This window comes from Chloroflexota bacterium (genome assembly GCA_026708035.1).
Taxonomy (GTDB): Bacteria; Chloroflexota; UBA11872; order UBA11872; family UBA11872; genus JAJECS01.
This window is the reverse complement of record JAPOVQ010000025.1, coordinates 169,340-184,049: the sequence shown is the minus strand read 5'-3', so window position 1 is coordinate 184,049 and position 14,710 is coordinate 169,340. Positions and strand designations below refer to the sequence as shown.

Sequence of the window (14,710 nt, the reverse complement as noted above, 5' to 3'; positions counted from 1 at the left end):
GCGCTTGAAAACGAGGGCAGAAGCGTCATGGGGCATGAGTCTACCTAGCAGCCGCCGCTCCTGCGAGACGCCGCGCGCGGCGCCGAGTGCCGGCCGGGTCGACCAGGGCGTACAGTGCTTCTCATGAACCGCTCTCATGCTGCCCCGGCGGCTGCCGCCGACGGGAGGCAACGGATGTTCGTCGCGTGAATTCGCGGCAGTCCGAGATTCGCGAGCGGTTGCGCGGGCCGATCAACTCGGTCCCGGTGGCGTTCAGCGAAGACGGGCGGATCGACTACGCCGCGCTGACGCGCATGATCGATCGGTCGCTGGACGCGGGCTGCGGCGTGGTGATGCTCACCTGGGGCAACAGCCTCATGTCGCTGCTCACCGACGACGAGGTGACCGACGTGCATGCCGCAGTGGCGCGTGACGTGGCGGGCCGAGCCTTGACCGTGGCCTGCGACAACATGTGGGGGCTGCCGAAGTGCGTCGAGTTTGGACGCCGCGTGCGCGAGATGGGGTTCGACCTGTACATGGTGCGGCCCCCCATCGCCATGCCGGGCACGCCGGAATCGCTGGCCGCTTACTACACGGCGGTCGCCGACGAGATTCCGGTGATGCTGGTGGGCGACGTGCCGTTCGCCACCTGCGAAGCCCTCGCGTCCGTGCCGGGGGTCTGCGCCTTCAAGGAGGACGCGTCGCTTGACTACGCGCATGAGATGGGCATGCGCTGGGGCGACCGCTGGACGGTGGCCGGCGGCGGCGGCCTCAGGCGACACCATATCCTGGCGTCCCACGAGTGGTGCCCAGCGTGGCTCGACTACTTCGTGTGCAGTCTTCCTGACCCGGCGTTCGACTACTGGGCGGCCATTCGCGCGAACGATTTAGCGATTGCCTGGCGGCTCGTGACGCGCTGGGAGCTGCCGCTGCGCGACTATGCCGCGGCGACCACCTGCGGCTGGGACGGGCTGGTGCGGCACGCCCTGCCGGAGCTGTTCGGCACGGCGCCGCGCTGGCGCCGCTCGCCCGCGCCGAATCCGAGCGACGCGGAGATGGCGGCGCTGCGCGAATTCCTCGAAGGGCTGGAGTGGCCGCTGCCCAATGCGTGAGGGCATTGCCGATTGCGCGTTGACCGCGGAGTCGATCTACCTGACCGATCTGTCACGGTGCCGCCCGGCGGACGCGCTGTCGCCCACGCCCCAGCGCAAGCACTGGCGCACGCTCAGCTACACGGCCGGCGGCTTCGACGGCGTGATGCTCCTGGCGGGGCCGGAGACGGCGGCGCCGGATATCCACGTGCCGCTCGATGTCGACGGCTGGCATTCGGTATCGATCGGCGTGATGCCCGCGCGCACGGTCGAGGAAGGCGGCGGCCTCGAACTGGAGGTCCGACTGAGCGACGAGACCGTGCCCACGCTGCTGAAGCTGCCACCGGACCGCAGGACCCCCGAGTCGCTGGTCGAGATGTATTGGAAGGCCGCCGACCTGACCGGGCGCACGCTGGTCCTCGGCCAAGTCACGGCGCGGATGGCGCCCGGCGACGGACCCGGCTCCGTGCAGTGCGGGGCGGCGCGGGTGGCTTATGTCAAGCTGGTGCCGCTGGGCGCCTCCGAGATTGCCAGCGTCGAGGCGGACCACGCGCGGCGCGACACGCGGCGGTTGTTCGCACACCAGGACGCCAACGGTCCCCTGGGCCTCTGGCGCCTCACCTCGGCGCGCGACATCCAGCGCGAGATCGAGCCCTACCGCGACACCGACTTCTCACGGCTCTACTGGGAGGTCGGTCGCGGCGACTTGATGTTTTCCCACACCGAACTGGGGCGCGAAGCCACCTTCGACGGGTTGGGCGACTTCGCCCGAGTCTTCGACCGCTTGCACGTCGAGAGCCGCCGCGTGCTGCGCGAGCAGGACATCGATCCGTTCGACGTGGCGGCCGCGTACGCGCACGAGATCGGCCTGGAGGTGCACGCGGCCTACCGCGTGGCGGGATTCCGCTTTCCGCCGCCCTACGACCACTTCAACTGGGGCAACAGCGTCTACGAGCGCCACCCGGAGTGGCGCGGCGTCAACCGCGAGGGTGGGCTAACGCCTCGCCTGGCCTACACCTATCCCGAAGTGCGCGCGAACGTGGTCGGGCTATTACGCGAGATGTGCCGGCGCCCGATCGACGGCGTATGCCTGCTGTACTGCCGCCGTCCGCCGCTGGTCGAGTACGAGCCGCCCCTCGTCGAGGAATTCAAGCGGCGATTCGGTCAGGACCCTCGCGCGCTGGATCCCCTGGATCCGCGCTGGCTGCACTTTCGCGCCGAGGTCCTGACCCAGTTCATGCGCGAGGTGCGGCAAATGCTGGACGAGACCGCCGCCGCTCAGGGGCGTTCGGAACCGTTCCACGTGTCGGCGGTGGTGCTGAGCAGCGACGCCGAGAACCTGGAGAACGCCATCGACCTGCGTCAGTGGGTGGCGCAGGGCCTGGTCGACACGATCATTCCCTATACCTCCGAGCCGAACCTCGACAGCACGACGCCGGCCTGGACCGACCCGGCCTCGCTGCGGTTCTTCGCGGATCTCGTGCGGGGAACGCCGGTCACGCTGGCGCCGAACGTGATGCCGCGGCACATGCCCCCAGGCGACCTGCGCCGCCGGGCCGCGGACATCTATGACGCCGGGGCGGAGCACATGTTCTTCTGGGACGCGGCGGGCGGCGGTGGTCGGGCCCACTACGGCGCCATGTGGAACGCGTTGCGCCGACTGGGGCACCGCGAGGAAATCGACGCCTGGCGAGCCGCGGGCGAACCGAACATCGACCCGCCTGTCGCGCCGCTGCGAACCCTTGGCGACTGGAACCTGGACTACGTGACGCCGGGCTAAAGCGGAGACCCGGCAGAATCCATGAAAGGCCTGAAGAAGTGGTGTAGGGGCGGGTCTGAGACCCGCCCGACGACATGCATCCGGTGCGCTTCCAGATTCGACCGGACTGGATTCCGGCCTTCGCCGGAGTGACGGAGGGGTCTGGCGAGCGAATTCCTAGATGTCCAGCGTGTTGGCGCGCTCCCACTCGCTGGTGTGCCCCATGAAGTCGTGCCAATTGGCCATCTTCAGGCTCACGTAGCTGCTCACCAGCTCATCGCCCAGCCCGGCGCGCATCTCCTGGCTGCCATCGAGGTTCCGCAGCGCGTCGAGCAGGTTCAACGGCAGCCGGGGGATGTCGACGTCCGCTCCGGCTTCGTACATGTTGTTGTCGAGACGTTCGCCCGGGTCGCGCCGCTGCTCGATGCCGTCCAGCCCCGCGGCCAGCAGAGCGGCCTGCAGCAGATAGGGATTGGCGGCGCCGTCGGGCAGACGCGTCTCGAGCCGGCCGGCGTCGGGAATGCGCACCATGTGCGTGCGGTTGTTGCCGGCGTAGCTGATCGCGTTGGGCGCCCACGTCGAGCCGGAGGTGGTGGTCGGCGCGTTCAGGCGCTTGTAGCTGTTGACCGTGGGATTGGTGACGGCGCACAGGGCCGGCGCGGCGTGCAGCACCCCGCCCAGGAAGTGATAGGCCGTCTCGGAGAGGCCCATCTCCTCGGTTTCATCCAGGAATACGTTGGTGTCGCCCGCCGCGTCCCACAGCGAGAAGTGGACATGGCAGCCGCTCCCAGTGAGCTGGGTGAACGGCTTGGGCATGAAGGTGGCGCGCAAGCCGTGCTTCTCGGCCAGGTGACGGACCATGAACTTGAAGAAGGCGTGGCGGTCGGCGGTGGTGAGCGCGTCGCTGTAGGTCCAGTTCATCTCGAACTGGCCGTTGGCGTCCTCGTGGTCGTTTTGATACGGCCCCCAGCCAAGCTCGTTCATCACGTCGCAGATCTCGCGGATGAGCTCGTAGCGTCGCAACAGCGCCATCTGGTCGTAGCAGGGTTTGTCCTGGGTGTCCTGCCCGTCCGCGATGCCCGAGCCGTCCGCCTCAAGGATGAAAAACTCGCACTCAACGCCCGACTTCAGCTGGAATCCACGGGCCTTGGCGGCCTCGATCGCTTGGCTGAGCACCACACGCGGCGCATGGCCGACCGGCGCATCGTTCATCACGAGGTTGGTCGCGACCCAGCCGAGCTCGGGTTCCCACGGCAGTTGGATGAGGCTGGCGGGATCGGGGACGGCCCACAGGTCGGGATCGGCCGGCGTCATGTCGAGGTGAGCGGCGAAGCCGGCGAAACCGGCGCCCTCGTCCTGCATCTCCTCGACGGCATGGGCCGGCACGAGCTTCGAGCGCATGACGCCGAACAGATCGGTGAAGCTGAAGAGCAGATATTTGATGCCCTTGTCGCGAACCATGGCCGCCAGATCGTGGTCCATTCGATGCTCCATCTCCGTAGACGCGCCGGGCCGGATATCGAGGCTTACGGTAGCGCGAAACGCGCGCCCGGTGCCGGACCGGTGGAGGGCTCTGCTGTTTCCATCGGCACGTGTGCAGCGGACACCCCACGCCTCGGCACCGTCACCCTGGCCCTCTCCCGTCGAGGGAGAGGAGATCGGACGCGAGCGACTACGCGAAGGATTGTCCGGCGATGAGTCGAGTGATGCACTACCGCCGGGCACCTGGACTGGACGCGGTTAGTCTGAGGCTCCGAGCCCTGGAATCCAATTCGTGCCGGCCAGCGGCACGCGGGCCATGGCCGCGGCCTCGGGGGTCAGCGCCACGAGGTCTTCCGGCTCGAGATTGAGCATGTGCGACTTGCCGCAGGCTCGCGCCAAGGTTTGGGCTTCGAGCACCATGGTCGACAGGTAGTTGCGCACCCGCCGCGCCGCGGCCTTCGGCTCCAGCCGAGCCTCGAGCTCCGGATCCTGGGTCGTGACGCCCACCGGGCAGCGGCCGGTCTGGCAGTGGTGACAGTAGCCGGGAGCGGTGCCCAGCGCCGCGTAGTCCTCCAGGTACAGCGGGCGGTTGCAGTTGAGCGCAATGAGCGCGGCGACGCCGATGGACACCGCGTCCGCGCCGAGCGCCAGCGCCTTGGCCACGTCGGCCCCGCTGCGAATCCCGCCCGACACCACCAGCTGCACTTTGCGATGCATGCCCAGCTCTTGCAGCGTGTCGGTGGCCTGTCGAACCGCCGGCAGGGTCGGGATGCCCACGTGCTCGATGAAGACGTCCTGCGTCGCGCCGGTGCCGCCCTGCATGCCGTCCAGAACGATCACGTCCGCGCCGGCCTTGACCGCCAGCTGGACGTCATATTGCACGCGCGTGGCCGCCATCTTCACGTAGATCGGCTTCTGCCAGTCGGTGATCTCGCGCAGCTCGCGGATCTTGATCGTCAGGTCGTCGGGGCCGGTCCAGTCGGGATGCCGGCTGGCGCTGCGCTGGTCGATGCCCGCCGGCAGCGTGCGCATGTCGGCCACGCGGTCGCTCACCTTCAGCCCGAGCAGCATGCCGCCGCCGCCCGGCTTGGCGCCCTGGCCGACGACAATCTCGATGGCGTCGGCGCGGCGCAGGTCATCGGGATTTAGGCCGTAGCGCGACGGCAGCACCTGGTAGACCAGCGTCTTTGACGCCACGCGTTCCTCGTCGGTCATGCCGCCGTCGCCGGTGGTGGTGCTGGTGCCCATCTCGGTGGCGGCCAGGCCGAGCGCCTCCTTGGCGTTGGCGCTGAGCGACCCGAAGCTCATCCCGGCGATGGTGACGGGAATCTTGAGCTCGATCGGCTGCTTGGCAAAGCGCGTGCCCAGGGTCACGTTGGTGTCGCAGCGCTCGCGATAGCCCTCCAGCGGGTAGCGCGACAGCGAGGCGCCCAGCAAGAGAAGGTCGTCAAAGGTGGGAAGCCGCCGCTTGGCGCCCCAGCCGCGAATGTCGTAGAGCCCCTCGGACGCCGCGCGCTGGATCTCGGCGATCGTCTCGGGCGGAAACGTGGCGGACTCGCGCAGGCCGGCGGGATCGGGCAGTTCAGCCATCAATAGGCCCCCGCGTGGTCCACGTGAAAGTTATAGAGCGTGCGGGCCGAGCCGTAGCGGCGGAACGACCCCGCATCGGCGTCGACGCCGGCGCGGCACAGGAGCTCGGCGAGACGGGAGCGGTGGTCGTCGGTCATATCCTTCTCCACGCAGTCCGCGCCCAGCCCTCCGACCGATCCGGCGACGTACAGCTCGGCCTCATAGATCGAGTCGCCGAGTCCGGCGCCGGCATCGCCGCATACGACCAGGCGGCCCGCCTGCGCCATGAACGCGCTCATGTGGCCGACGGAGCCGCCCACGACGATGTCGCCGCCCTTGAGCGAGATGCCGCAGCGGGAGCTGGCGTCGCCCTCGATCACCAGCAGGCCGCCGTGCGCCGAGGCGCCGGCCCCTTGGCTGGCGTTGCCGGTGACGCGCACGGCGCCGGACATCATGTTCTCGGCCAGGCCCGGTCCGGCATGTCCGTTCACCGTGACGTCGGCGTGCTGATTCATGCCGGCGCAGTAGTAGCCCACGTGACCTTCGATGGACACCGTCAACGGCGCGTTGAGGCCCACGGCAATCGAGTGCCGTCCGTCCGTGCCGACGATGCGCCACGGGGTCCGCCCGTCGTCGCCGTTCAGATCGTGCAGGCGTTGATTCAGCTCGCGGATGTCAACGCGATTGAGATCGACGGTGATCATCCGGTCAGTTGCGCGACCAGGCGTAGACGGTTGCCGGCGCAGGCTCCCAGATCCGCGCGCCCGCGGCCCCCGGCAGGTGGGCGATGGAGCGGTACTCGGACGCCATGGCCACCCATTGGTCGGTCTCGGCCAGCACCGCAGGCTTGCAGGCGATGCCGTCGCGAAGCACGGCGAAGCCGTCGCGCGTGCCGATGGCAAACGTGAAAAAGCCGTCGAGATCTTCCAGGCTGGATTCGAGCGCCTCTTCCAGCGATGCGCCCTCCGCCATGCGATGCGTGAGATAGCCGGCGGCGACCTCGCTGTCGTTGTCGGTCTGAAAGATCATGCCGTGGCGTTCGAGCTCGCTGCGCAGCCGGTTGTGGTTGGACAGCGAGCCGTTGTGCACCAGGCACAGGTCGCGTCCGGTCGAGAAGGGGTGCGAGTGCTCGGTGGTCACGGCGCTCTCGGTTGCCATGCGGGTATGCGCCAGGGCGTGCGAACCGGTCATTTGGCCGATGGCGTAGCTCTGGGCCACGTCGTCAGGAAGACCCTTTTCCTTATAGATTTCAATCTCGGCGCCGACGCTGGTGATGCGCACGTCGGGAAAGTGCCGTCGCAGCCAGGCGCGCGCCTCGTCTTCGGTGGCGTTGACCACGATCACGGCATGCGTCACGCGCACCTGCAGATCGACACTCCCCACGAACGCCGTGCCGAGACCTTCCGCAATTGTCTCCCAGTTAAAGCCGGTTTCGGGGTGATAGAGGGTGAGCTTGAGCGCGCCGTCGGGGGCGGGATTGTGGTAGATCGCGAACCCGGCGCTGTCGGGGCCGCGGTCGGCCATGGCCACGAGCATGGGCTCTAGCCATTCGCCCAGCGAGGACTCAAGCGATTCCTGCTTGAGGAACAACCCAACGATCCCGCACATGGGGCGAAGGTCCCGATCAGGTTCGGCCCGGACGGGCCGCCGCGCAACCCGCGATGCTACTCGAATTCACCGGCCAGCGCGTGCAGCGCACGCAGTCCCACGGGCCTGCCGCCAAACTCCTGCATCGCATCGAGGAGCGAGCCCCAGGCGTACTCGCCTGACGCGCTGTCCCCGAGCAGGTGGAACAGCGGCGTTTCGCCCAGGTCGACGCGCACGATGACTGCATTGAGTCGAGCGAGCGACGTCTGCGCCACCGAGCCCGACGGGAAGGCCGACTGGCGCATGTCGACGCCGCACCCCTTGGCCAGGCAGTCGGCGGCTGAGGCGCCCGTGAGCGCGAACCAGAACAAGCCGTCAAAGCGCGGCAGCGAATAGGCGCGAGCGCGGCCGGCGTCCGCCGCGCCCGCTTCGAGGCGCGCACAGAGGCTGTCGGCGCCGTGAATTGCCCCGAGCACCAGCACCTCGGTCCACGAGCGCGTGACCGCAATCGCGCCGTCCGGCTGGACGCGCGCGCAGTTGGGTTCGTCAGGCAGGTCGACACCCCGCGCGGATAGCCACTCGCGGGCGCCGGGTCCCCGGAAACCCACGCGCGGCAGCGGCGAGAGGTCGGCCAGGCCCAGCCGTTGAGCCGCGGCGATTTCCCCTTCGAGATCGCCGAAGTCGGTCACAACGGTCACACCGGCGTGCTCGGCAATCGTGCCTCCGGCGGTTTGAACGGCGTCATGCACAGGGCTGCGTGGCTCGATCACGGCTACATGGCCTGCCTGGTGTTGTCGGGGTCGTAGAACGGCAGCCGCGCGATCTCGGCCTCGACCAGCCGTCCCCCCGCCACCTTGATTGTGATGCTGCTGCCGACCTTGGCCTGATCGGGCGCCACGAAGGCGAGCCCGATGGCCCGATCGAGGACCGGCGACCACGCCGACGACGTGACGCGACCCGTGATCTCGCCCTCTCGCACCACGAGGTGGCCTTCCTCGGGAACCGACGCAGCGCGGTCGGGCACTGCGTAACCGACGAGCCGGCGGGAAAGGCCCTTTTCGCGCAGGATCTCGATCGAGCGCTTGCCGATGTAGAAGGGCTTGCGGCGGCCCAGCGCCCACCCCAGGTCGACCTCGTGCGGATGGGTGAGGCCGTCGGTGTCCTGGGTGACGATGAGGTGCCCTTTTTCGAGCCGCAGCACGCGCTGGGCCTCCACGCCGAATGGCCGGATGCCGTGCTCGCGGCCGGCGTCGATCAGCGCCTCCCACAGCCCGAGGCTCAGGGACGCGGGCGGGTGGATCTCGTAGCCCAGCTCCCCCACGAAGCCGATCCGCAGCAGACGCACGTCCACCCCCGCCAGCGCGCCGGTGCGTGCCGCAAGGTAGGGGCATGCCTCGGGCGATAGATCGATGTCAGTCCCCAGCTTCTCCAGCACCCGGCGAGCCTTGGGTCCGGCGATGTTGATGGCGCCGTAGGCCGGCGTGACATCGGCGATATCGACGTCGAGCTGCCACTGCGCCTGGTACCAGAGCAGCAGGGGATAGAGTTGCTCCGCACCGGACGTGCTGGCCGTCACGTAGTAGTGGTCGGGTCCCAGCCTCGCCGCCACGCCGTCGTCCACGACGACGCCTTGCTCATCGGTCAACAGCGCGTAGCGGGTGCGGCCCACCCGCAGACGGCGGAACGAGGGGGTATAGGCGCGCTCGAGGAATTCCAGCGCGTCGGGACCGCGGATCTCGAAGCCGCCGAGCGTGGAGACGTCGATCAGGCCCGCGGCGCGGCGCACCGCCAAGACCTCGTCGGCAATTGCATCGGCGCGCTGATCTGGACGCCCGTAGTAGGCCGGTCGCATCCAGAGTCCGGCGGTCATCATCTGGGCGCCCGCGCCGACGTGCCATCCGTGCATCGGCGTGTGCCGCACCGGTTGGAATCCTCGGCCGGCGAATAGGCCGAAGCGCGTGGGGTAGGCCGGGGGCCGGTTGGTCGTGGCGCCGACTTCAGCCGAGGTGGTTTCGCGAGCCGCTGCCGTGACGGCGGCCGTCGCGATCGCCGAGAGGCGGCCCTGGCTCGGGCCCATGCCGACGGTCGAGTAGCGCTTGAGAAGCTCAATGTCCTCGTAGCCCTCCGCCAGGGCGTCTTCGATTTCCCGAATGGTCACGTCCTCGTCGAGGTCGACGAACTCGTGGCCGTCCGGGTGCGGAAAAACCGGCCACGACGCGGTGGGTTCATCGGAATCTGGTCGCGCGGGGATCGAACGGGCATCGGTGGCGGAGCCTGACAGGTCTGCCGCGGCCGCCTGGGCGGCCTGTTCGCCTTGCGCGTAAGCCTCTTCCACCGTCGCCGCCCCTGCCACGACGCCCGCGGCGAATGCGTGGTCCGGCAGGGATGCCAGACGCGGCACGGCCCCGCGCCCGTTGGGGCGGAACTTGGCGCCCGCCTGCGCCAAAAGGCCTCCAGCGGGCGACACGCCCACGGCGACCACCAGCAGGTCGCAGTCGATGCGTTCTCCGTCGGCGGCGCATGCGACGGGTCCCGTGACGGGCGTGACCAGCAAGCCGCCGATCTGCAAGCGCTGCGAGTCGCGCCAGGCCTCGCGCAGGGTGTGGCCGGACAGAATTCGATGTCCGCGGGCTTCGGCCTGGGAGGCCATTGGGCCGGCCGGCGGCTCCGGGCGGCAGTCGACCACGGCGGCCACGTCGGTCCCGTTCTCGGCCAGGTCGAGCGCCGCGGCGTAGCCTTCGTCTCCGGCCGTCAGCACCACGGCGCGGCGGCCGGGCCGCACGCCGTGATGCCGGAGAAGGCGCTGTACCGCCGTAGCCGACACGATGCCCGGCAGGTCGTTGTTGCGAAAGACGGACGGCTGGCTCGTGCCGCCGGTGCAGGCGATGACGGCCTTGGCTCGGACCTTGTGCAGTCGATTGCCCTGCGCCACGGCCAGCCAGTCGCCGCCGTACCAGCCGGTGCAGGTCGCGGACGTCATCACTCGCACCGATGGCAGGGCTTGAACGCGCCCGCGCAAGTCATCGAGGGCGCTGTCGCCCGGTCCCAGCCGCCCGTAGGTGAGCCATCCGCCTAGCTCGGGCTCGCGCTCGACGAGCAGCACGTCCAACCCCTCGGCGCCGCACGCGGCAGCGGCAGACAGACCCGCCGCGCCGCCGCCGATGACCGCGACGTCGCAGTTTGCGTAAGCCTTGTCGAAGTATTCGGGCTCCCACCCGCGATCGACCCGCCCGAGGCCGGCCGTGCGGCGAATGACCTTCTCCCACCAGTTCCAGACGCCGCGCGGCTTGTAGAAGGCCTTGTAGTAGAAGCCCACGGGCAAGAAGCGCTCGAAGCGCCCCAGCAGGGCCGCCCAATCCCTATCGAGACCGCCGATGGTGTTCTGCGCCTGCACCCGCATGCCGGGCTCGATGAGGCGCGTGTCGGCCTGGACGTTGGGCTCGGTTTCGAGTTGGACCAGCGATCCGGCCTCGTCACCGGCGAACCCAAACGACCCCCGCGGGCGATGCAGCTTGAAGGAACGCGACAGGCACCACACGCCGTTCGCGGCCAGTGCGCTGGCGATGGTGTCGCCGGCGTAGCCGGTGTAGGCACGCCCCTCGAACTCGAACATCACGGGCTGGGCACGGTCGATCCGGCTGCCGGCCGGAGGCGGCAGACGCTCGCGCGTCATGGCTGGTCCGACCGAGCGTTGGTGCCGAAGAGCTCGCGCGGCAGGAAGGTGCGCACGATCTCATCGGTGACCGTGTTGCGGTCGGCGATGAACCAGAAGCTCGTGGGCACGTGATACCACCACTCGCGCACGATTCCGGCGGCGCTGTCGTGCAGGAAGAGATAGTCGGCCCAAGTGGCGGCGTCGGCGCGGTCGGGCTCCGGCGGCACGACCACCTCGCCGCCGCACGTGAACTCCTGGATGTTTCGCGGCCCGTTGAGCGGACACGGCATGATCTTCATGCGCGCATCTAGTGGCCCACCGACGCCGCGCCCTTTTCACCAACCTGCTCGAACTCGGCGAAGCGACTTAGCCGAAACGGCTGCAAGAGGTCCGGCGTGCGCCCGGTGGCGATGAGCTCCGCCATCCGCTTGCCGCAGACGGGCGTGGCCTTGAAGCCCCAGGTGCCCCAGCCGGCGTCGATATAGAGGTTCTCGACCGGGGTGACGCCCATCACCGGGCTAAAGTCGGGTGTCATGTCGCACATGCCGGCCCACTGGCGCAGCATCTTGACGTTGGCGAGGAACGGAAACAGCTCGAGCACCGGCAGCAGCGTGCCCTCGGCAAACTCGAGCGTCGATCGGTTGGCGTAGAGCCCGTAGGGATCGGTGGCGCCGCCGATGACCACTTCGCCGCGCGCCGACTGCCAGATATATACGTGCAGGCTGCCCGATACCACGATCGGATCGAGCCAGGGCTTGAGCGGCAGCGACACGCAGGCCTGCAGCGGCACGGTGTGGATCGGCAGGCGAAAGCCGGCCATCGCCGAGACGAGGGAGCTTTGCCCGGCCACCGCCTGCAGCACGCGGTTGCACTGAATGGTCCCGCGCGAGGTTTCGACGCCCGTCACGCGACCGCCCTCGACCTGAATTCCGGTGACCTCGGTGTCGGAATGCAGCTCGACGCCTTGGGCGGCGGCGCGCGCGGCGTAGGCCCACACGACCGCGTCGTGCCGGGCCGTCGCGCCGGGCGGGTGATACAGCGCCGCGAGCACCGGATGCCGCACGTCGCCGGACAGGTCGAGGCCCGGCGCCAGCTTGGCGATCTCGTCGGGAGAGATCAGCTCGGAATCGACCCCGAAGTGCTTGTTGACCTCGGCGCGCCAGCGCATGGTCCGGATGGCCGAGTCGGCGTGGGCCAGCGTGAGGTGGCCGCGCTCGGTGTACTGCAGGTTGAAGTCGAGCTCGCTGCTCAGCCCGCGCCAGAGATCCAGGGACTCGGCGTAGAACTGCACGCCTTCCTCGGTCAGATAGTTGGCCCGCACGATGGCGGTGTTTCGACCCGTGTTCCCGCCGCCGAGATAGCCCTTGTCGAGCACTGCGACGTCGGTGATGTCGTGCTCGGTCGCCAGGTAGTAGGCCGCCGCGAGACCGTGGCCGCCGCCGCCGATGATCACGGTGTCGTAGGCGCGCTTGAGCTCCGGGCGGGGCGGGAGAAACCGGTCAGGCGGGCGGCGCGGTCGCAGTCCGTATTTCAGCAAGCCGAGCGGCATGGCTAAACGACGTTGTCCGGTGCGACGGGGAACCGCCCATCAATTCGCGCTGGAGACACGGCTGGGAATCGCCACCGGCCGAACGCCGCATCTTGCTGAAGGCGCCCGATGATATCGCGCGCCCGGCGCCGCGGCGCCGACAGGCATAATCGGGTGCCGGCCTCGCGATTTGCGGCGCGTTCGCGTGGAGCGCTGACCGGCGCCAGGGAATTGAGTTGGAGCGCGGCTAAAGGAGATCGCACCGTGGGCACGATCGGTCGAACTGTCCGCAGCGTCCCGAAGTTCTACTTGGCGCTGCTCGCGCTGATTGTGGTTATTGCGGTGATGATCGCCGTGGTGTCGCTCGCGCAAGGTCCCGGCGACGCGGCGGCGGACGCGGCCGATGCAACGCCCGTGGCGACGGTCGCCGCTCAGGCCGCCGCTCGCACAGCGGCTGCGGCGATTACCGCCCGGCCGGCCACACCGGCCGCGCAAACGCCGAGCACCGAGTCCACCGCGACCGAGACGGCCACGCCCGCGGCCACAACAACCGTGCCTATCTACGCGGAAGTGCGTGCCGAGGCGCGTGTCGAGGTCGAGCAGCAGGTGGCGGTCTCACGCAGCGGCTTGCCGACGGCCGGCGACTCCCTGGTCGACGCCACTGGGTTCGAAGTCACCTTGATTGGGGTAGCTAACCTCGACGAGTTGAAGCAGTTCACCGGCTCCCCGTTCAAGCCGAAGAATGGCGTGTTCAAGCTCGTGAACATGCACTTCAAGAACGGGTCGTCGTCGTTCACCACGATTGCCAAGGCCAACATCGTCCTCCTCACCGCCGACGGTGACGAGATTGCCGTGAGCAACCTGGGGACAAACGCGCTCACGGGCATGGTGCCCGACATCGAACGGGGCCGGCCGCTTTATCTGGTGGAGAGTCTGCCCGCCGGCAAGGAAGCAAGAGTGAGCGTGGTCTTCGACGTGCCGCCGGACCTGACCGGACTCAACATCGAGATCGAGGGCTTCCTGTTCGAGGTGCCGGACCCCGCATAGCCGCCGCGCAGCCTAGGTAGTGGATCACTCCGACCGGCGAACGGCAGTATCCCGCCTCTTTGTCCTCGGTCTGGTCCCCTCTCCCTTCCGCGGGAGAGGGTGAGGGTGAGGGGTCCGCCGCCGACGGCACAGTGTCTGAATCAAAACGAATCATTGCGACGCGCTAAGCTCGCCGCACCCGGCGTGAGCGAACGGGCCGCCCGATGAACGCACCGCACGACGACCTGGACCTGCGCGTGGCCGAGTACCGGACCAACGGGTTCACGGTTCTAGAGAACGCGATTCCGGTTGAGCTGGTCGATGCCCTTCACGCGGCGTTCATGCCCCTGCTGGAGACCGTGCGCGCGCGGAACTCGCGGGAGCTCTCGGGCGACCTGGCCACGGGGCGCGGACGCCTGGGCTATCCCAACCGCTACACCGTCGACCTGCCCTGGGCCATGCCCTTTTCCGATCCCGCCGTCTACGAGCATCCCACCGTGCTGGCGTTCATGGATCGCTATTGGGGCGTATCGGACTACCAACTCACGGGATACACATCCAACAATCCCTACCCCGACAGCACCTATCAGCGGTGGCATCGCGACATGGCGCTGACAACGCCCCACATCGGCACCCAGACCTGCGACACCGTCAGCGCCAAGATCCCGCTGGTCGACACCTTCGAAGAGAACGGCAGCTTCGAGATCCTGCCCGGTACGCAGTATCTGGCCGATCCCAGCCTGCAGGGCCGCTACAACGACGTGCTCGAGGCGGGGGATTTCCGGCCCAGACGGCTCAACCTCAAGAAGGGCTCGATCTGGATGCAAGACCCGCGCCCGCTGCACCGCGGCACCCCCAACCGCTCCGACCACGCGCGCCCGGAGCTCTGCCTGGTCTACACGCGCCCCTGGTACTACTCGGGCCATTGGGTCGAGATGACCGGCGCGCAGTTCGACGAGCTATCGGAGAGCGGCAAGGAACTGCTGGCGTCGGCGCGGATTACGGACGGCGGGCGAGGCTAGGCAACGCCGGGC

At 68.7% G+C, this 14,710-nt stretch carries 12 protein-coding genes; 4 read left to right on the top strand and 8 right to left on the bottom strand.

What is annotated here, in order from left to right; all coding sequences use genetic code 11:
- The first annotated feature begins 185 nt into the window (after positions 1-185).
- On the top strand, positions 186-1,091 hold the full coding sequence (locus OXG33_10955; GenBank protein MCY4114440.1) for a dihydrodipicolinate synthase family protein: 906 nt from the start codon (positions 186-188) through the stop codon (positions 1,089-1,091).
- Positions 1,084-2,850, top strand: coding sequence for a family 10 glycosylhydrolase (locus tag OXG33_10950; protein MCY4114439.1), 1,767 nt, complete (start codon positions 1,084-1,086; stop codon positions 2,848-2,850). The genes OXG33_10955 and OXG33_10950 overlap by 8 nt, the downstream gene beginning before the upstream one ends.
- Positions 2,851-3,006: 156 nt before the next feature.
- On the opposite strand, the gene glnT is transcribed toward OXG33_10950, so the two are convergent.
- The 8 genes from glnT to OXG33_10910 form a co-directional block, all read right to left on the bottom strand.
- Positions 3,007-4,311 (bottom strand): type III glutamate--ammonia ligase, encoded by a 1,305-nt coding sequence (gene glnT, locus OXG33_10945; protein MCY4114438.1) that lies wholly within the window; start codon positions 4,309-4,311, stop codon positions 3,007-3,009.
- Between the two features lie 258 nt (positions 4,312-4,569).
- Positions 4,570-5,901, bottom strand: a complete 1,332-nt coding sequence (locus OXG33_10940) for an FMN-binding glutamate synthase family protein (GenBank protein MCY4114437.1) — start codon at positions 5,899-5,901, stop codon at positions 4,570-4,572.
- Positions 5,901-6,584 (bottom strand): protein glxC, encoded by a 684-nt coding sequence (locus OXG33_10935; protein MCY4114436.1) that lies wholly within the window; start codon positions 6,582-6,584, stop codon positions 5,901-5,903. The genes OXG33_10940 and OXG33_10935 overlap by 1 nt, the downstream gene beginning before the upstream one ends.
- A 4-nt stretch (positions 6,585-6,588) precedes the next feature.
- Complete coding sequence (locus tag OXG33_10930; protein MCY4114435.1) at positions 6,589-7,488, bottom strand: glutamine amidotransferase family protein; 900 nt, start codon at positions 7,486-7,488, stop codon at positions 6,589-6,591.
- A gap of 56 nt (positions 7,489-7,544) precedes the next feature.
- On the bottom strand, positions 7,545-8,216 hold the full coding sequence (locus OXG33_10925; protein MCY4114434.1) for a sarcosine oxidase: 672 nt from the start codon (positions 8,214-8,216) through the stop codon (positions 7,545-7,547).
- Between the two features lie 23 nt (positions 8,217-8,239).
- On the bottom strand, positions 8,240-11,140 hold the full coding sequence (locus OXG33_10920; protein MCY4114433.1) for a 2Fe-2S iron-sulfur cluster-binding protein: 2,901 nt from the start codon (positions 11,138-11,140) through the stop codon (positions 8,240-8,242).
- Positions 11,137-11,421 carry a sarcosine oxidase subunit delta gene (locus OXG33_10915; protein ID MCY4114432.1) on the bottom strand — a complete coding sequence of 95 codons (285 nt, stop codon included), beginning with the start codon at positions 11,419-11,421 and terminating at the stop codon, positions 11,137-11,139. Before OXG33_10915 ends, OXG33_10920 begins: the two co-directional genes overlap by 4 nt.
- Before the next feature lie 8 nt (positions 11,422-11,429).
- Entirely contained in the window at positions 11,430-12,671 is a 1,242-nt protein-coding gene (locus tag OXG33_10910) for an FAD-dependent oxidoreductase (protein ID MCY4114431.1), read from the bottom strand.
- 288 nt (positions 12,672-12,959) lie between these two features.
- Here OXG33_10910 and OXG33_10905 point away from each other — a divergent pair, with 288 nt between their 5' ends.
- Together OXG33_10905 and OXG33_10900 are read left to right on the top strand one after the other, a co-directional pair.
- Positions 12,960-13,697 carry a hypothetical protein gene (locus OXG33_10905; GenBank protein MCY4114430.1) on the top strand — a complete coding sequence of 246 codons (738 nt, stop codon included), beginning with the start codon at positions 12,960-12,962 and terminating at the stop codon, positions 13,695-13,697.
- 203 nt (positions 13,698-13,900) lie between these two features.
- Positions 13,901-14,698, top strand: coding sequence for a phytanoyl-CoA dioxygenase family protein (locus tag OXG33_10900; GenBank protein MCY4114429.1), 798 nt, complete (start codon positions 13,901-13,903; stop codon positions 14,696-14,698).
- The last annotated feature ends 12 nt before the right edge of the window (positions 14,699-14,710 follow it).

Coding starts and splice junctions, on each gene's coding strand:
- OXG33_10940 (MCY4114437.1), bottom strand. CDS start 5,901: ATGGCTGAACTGCCCGATCCCGCCGGCCTGCGCGAGTCCGCCACGTTT.
- OXG33_10900 (MCY4114429.1), top strand. CDS start 13,901: ATGAACGCACCGCACGACGACCTGGACCTGCGCGTGGCCGAGTACCGG.
- OXG33_10935 (MCY4114436.1), bottom strand. CDS start 6,584: ATGATCACCGTCGATCTCAATCGCGTTGACATCCGCGAGCTGAATCAA.
- OXG33_10910 (MCY4114431.1), bottom strand. CDS start 12,671: ATGCCGCTCGGCTTGCTGAAATACGGACTGCGACCGCGCCGCCCGCCT.
- OXG33_10930 (MCY4114435.1), bottom strand. CDS start 7,488: ATGTGCGGGATCGTTGGGTTGTTCCTCAAGCAGGAATCGCTTGAGTCC.
- glnT (MCY4114438.1), bottom strand. CDS start 4,311: ATGGACCACGATCTGGCGGCCATGGTTCGCGACAAGGGCATCAAATAT.
- OXG33_10920 (MCY4114433.1), bottom strand. CDS start 11,140: ATGACGCGCGAGCGTCTGCCGCCTCCGGCCGGCAGCCGGATCGACCGT.
- OXG33_10915 (MCY4114432.1), bottom strand. CDS start 11,421: ATGAAGATCATGCCGTGTCCGCTCAACGGGCCGCGAAACATCCAGGAG.
- OXG33_10950 (MCY4114439.1), top strand. CDS start 1,084: ATGCGTGAGGGCATTGCCGATTGCGCGTTGACCGCGGAGTCGATCTAC.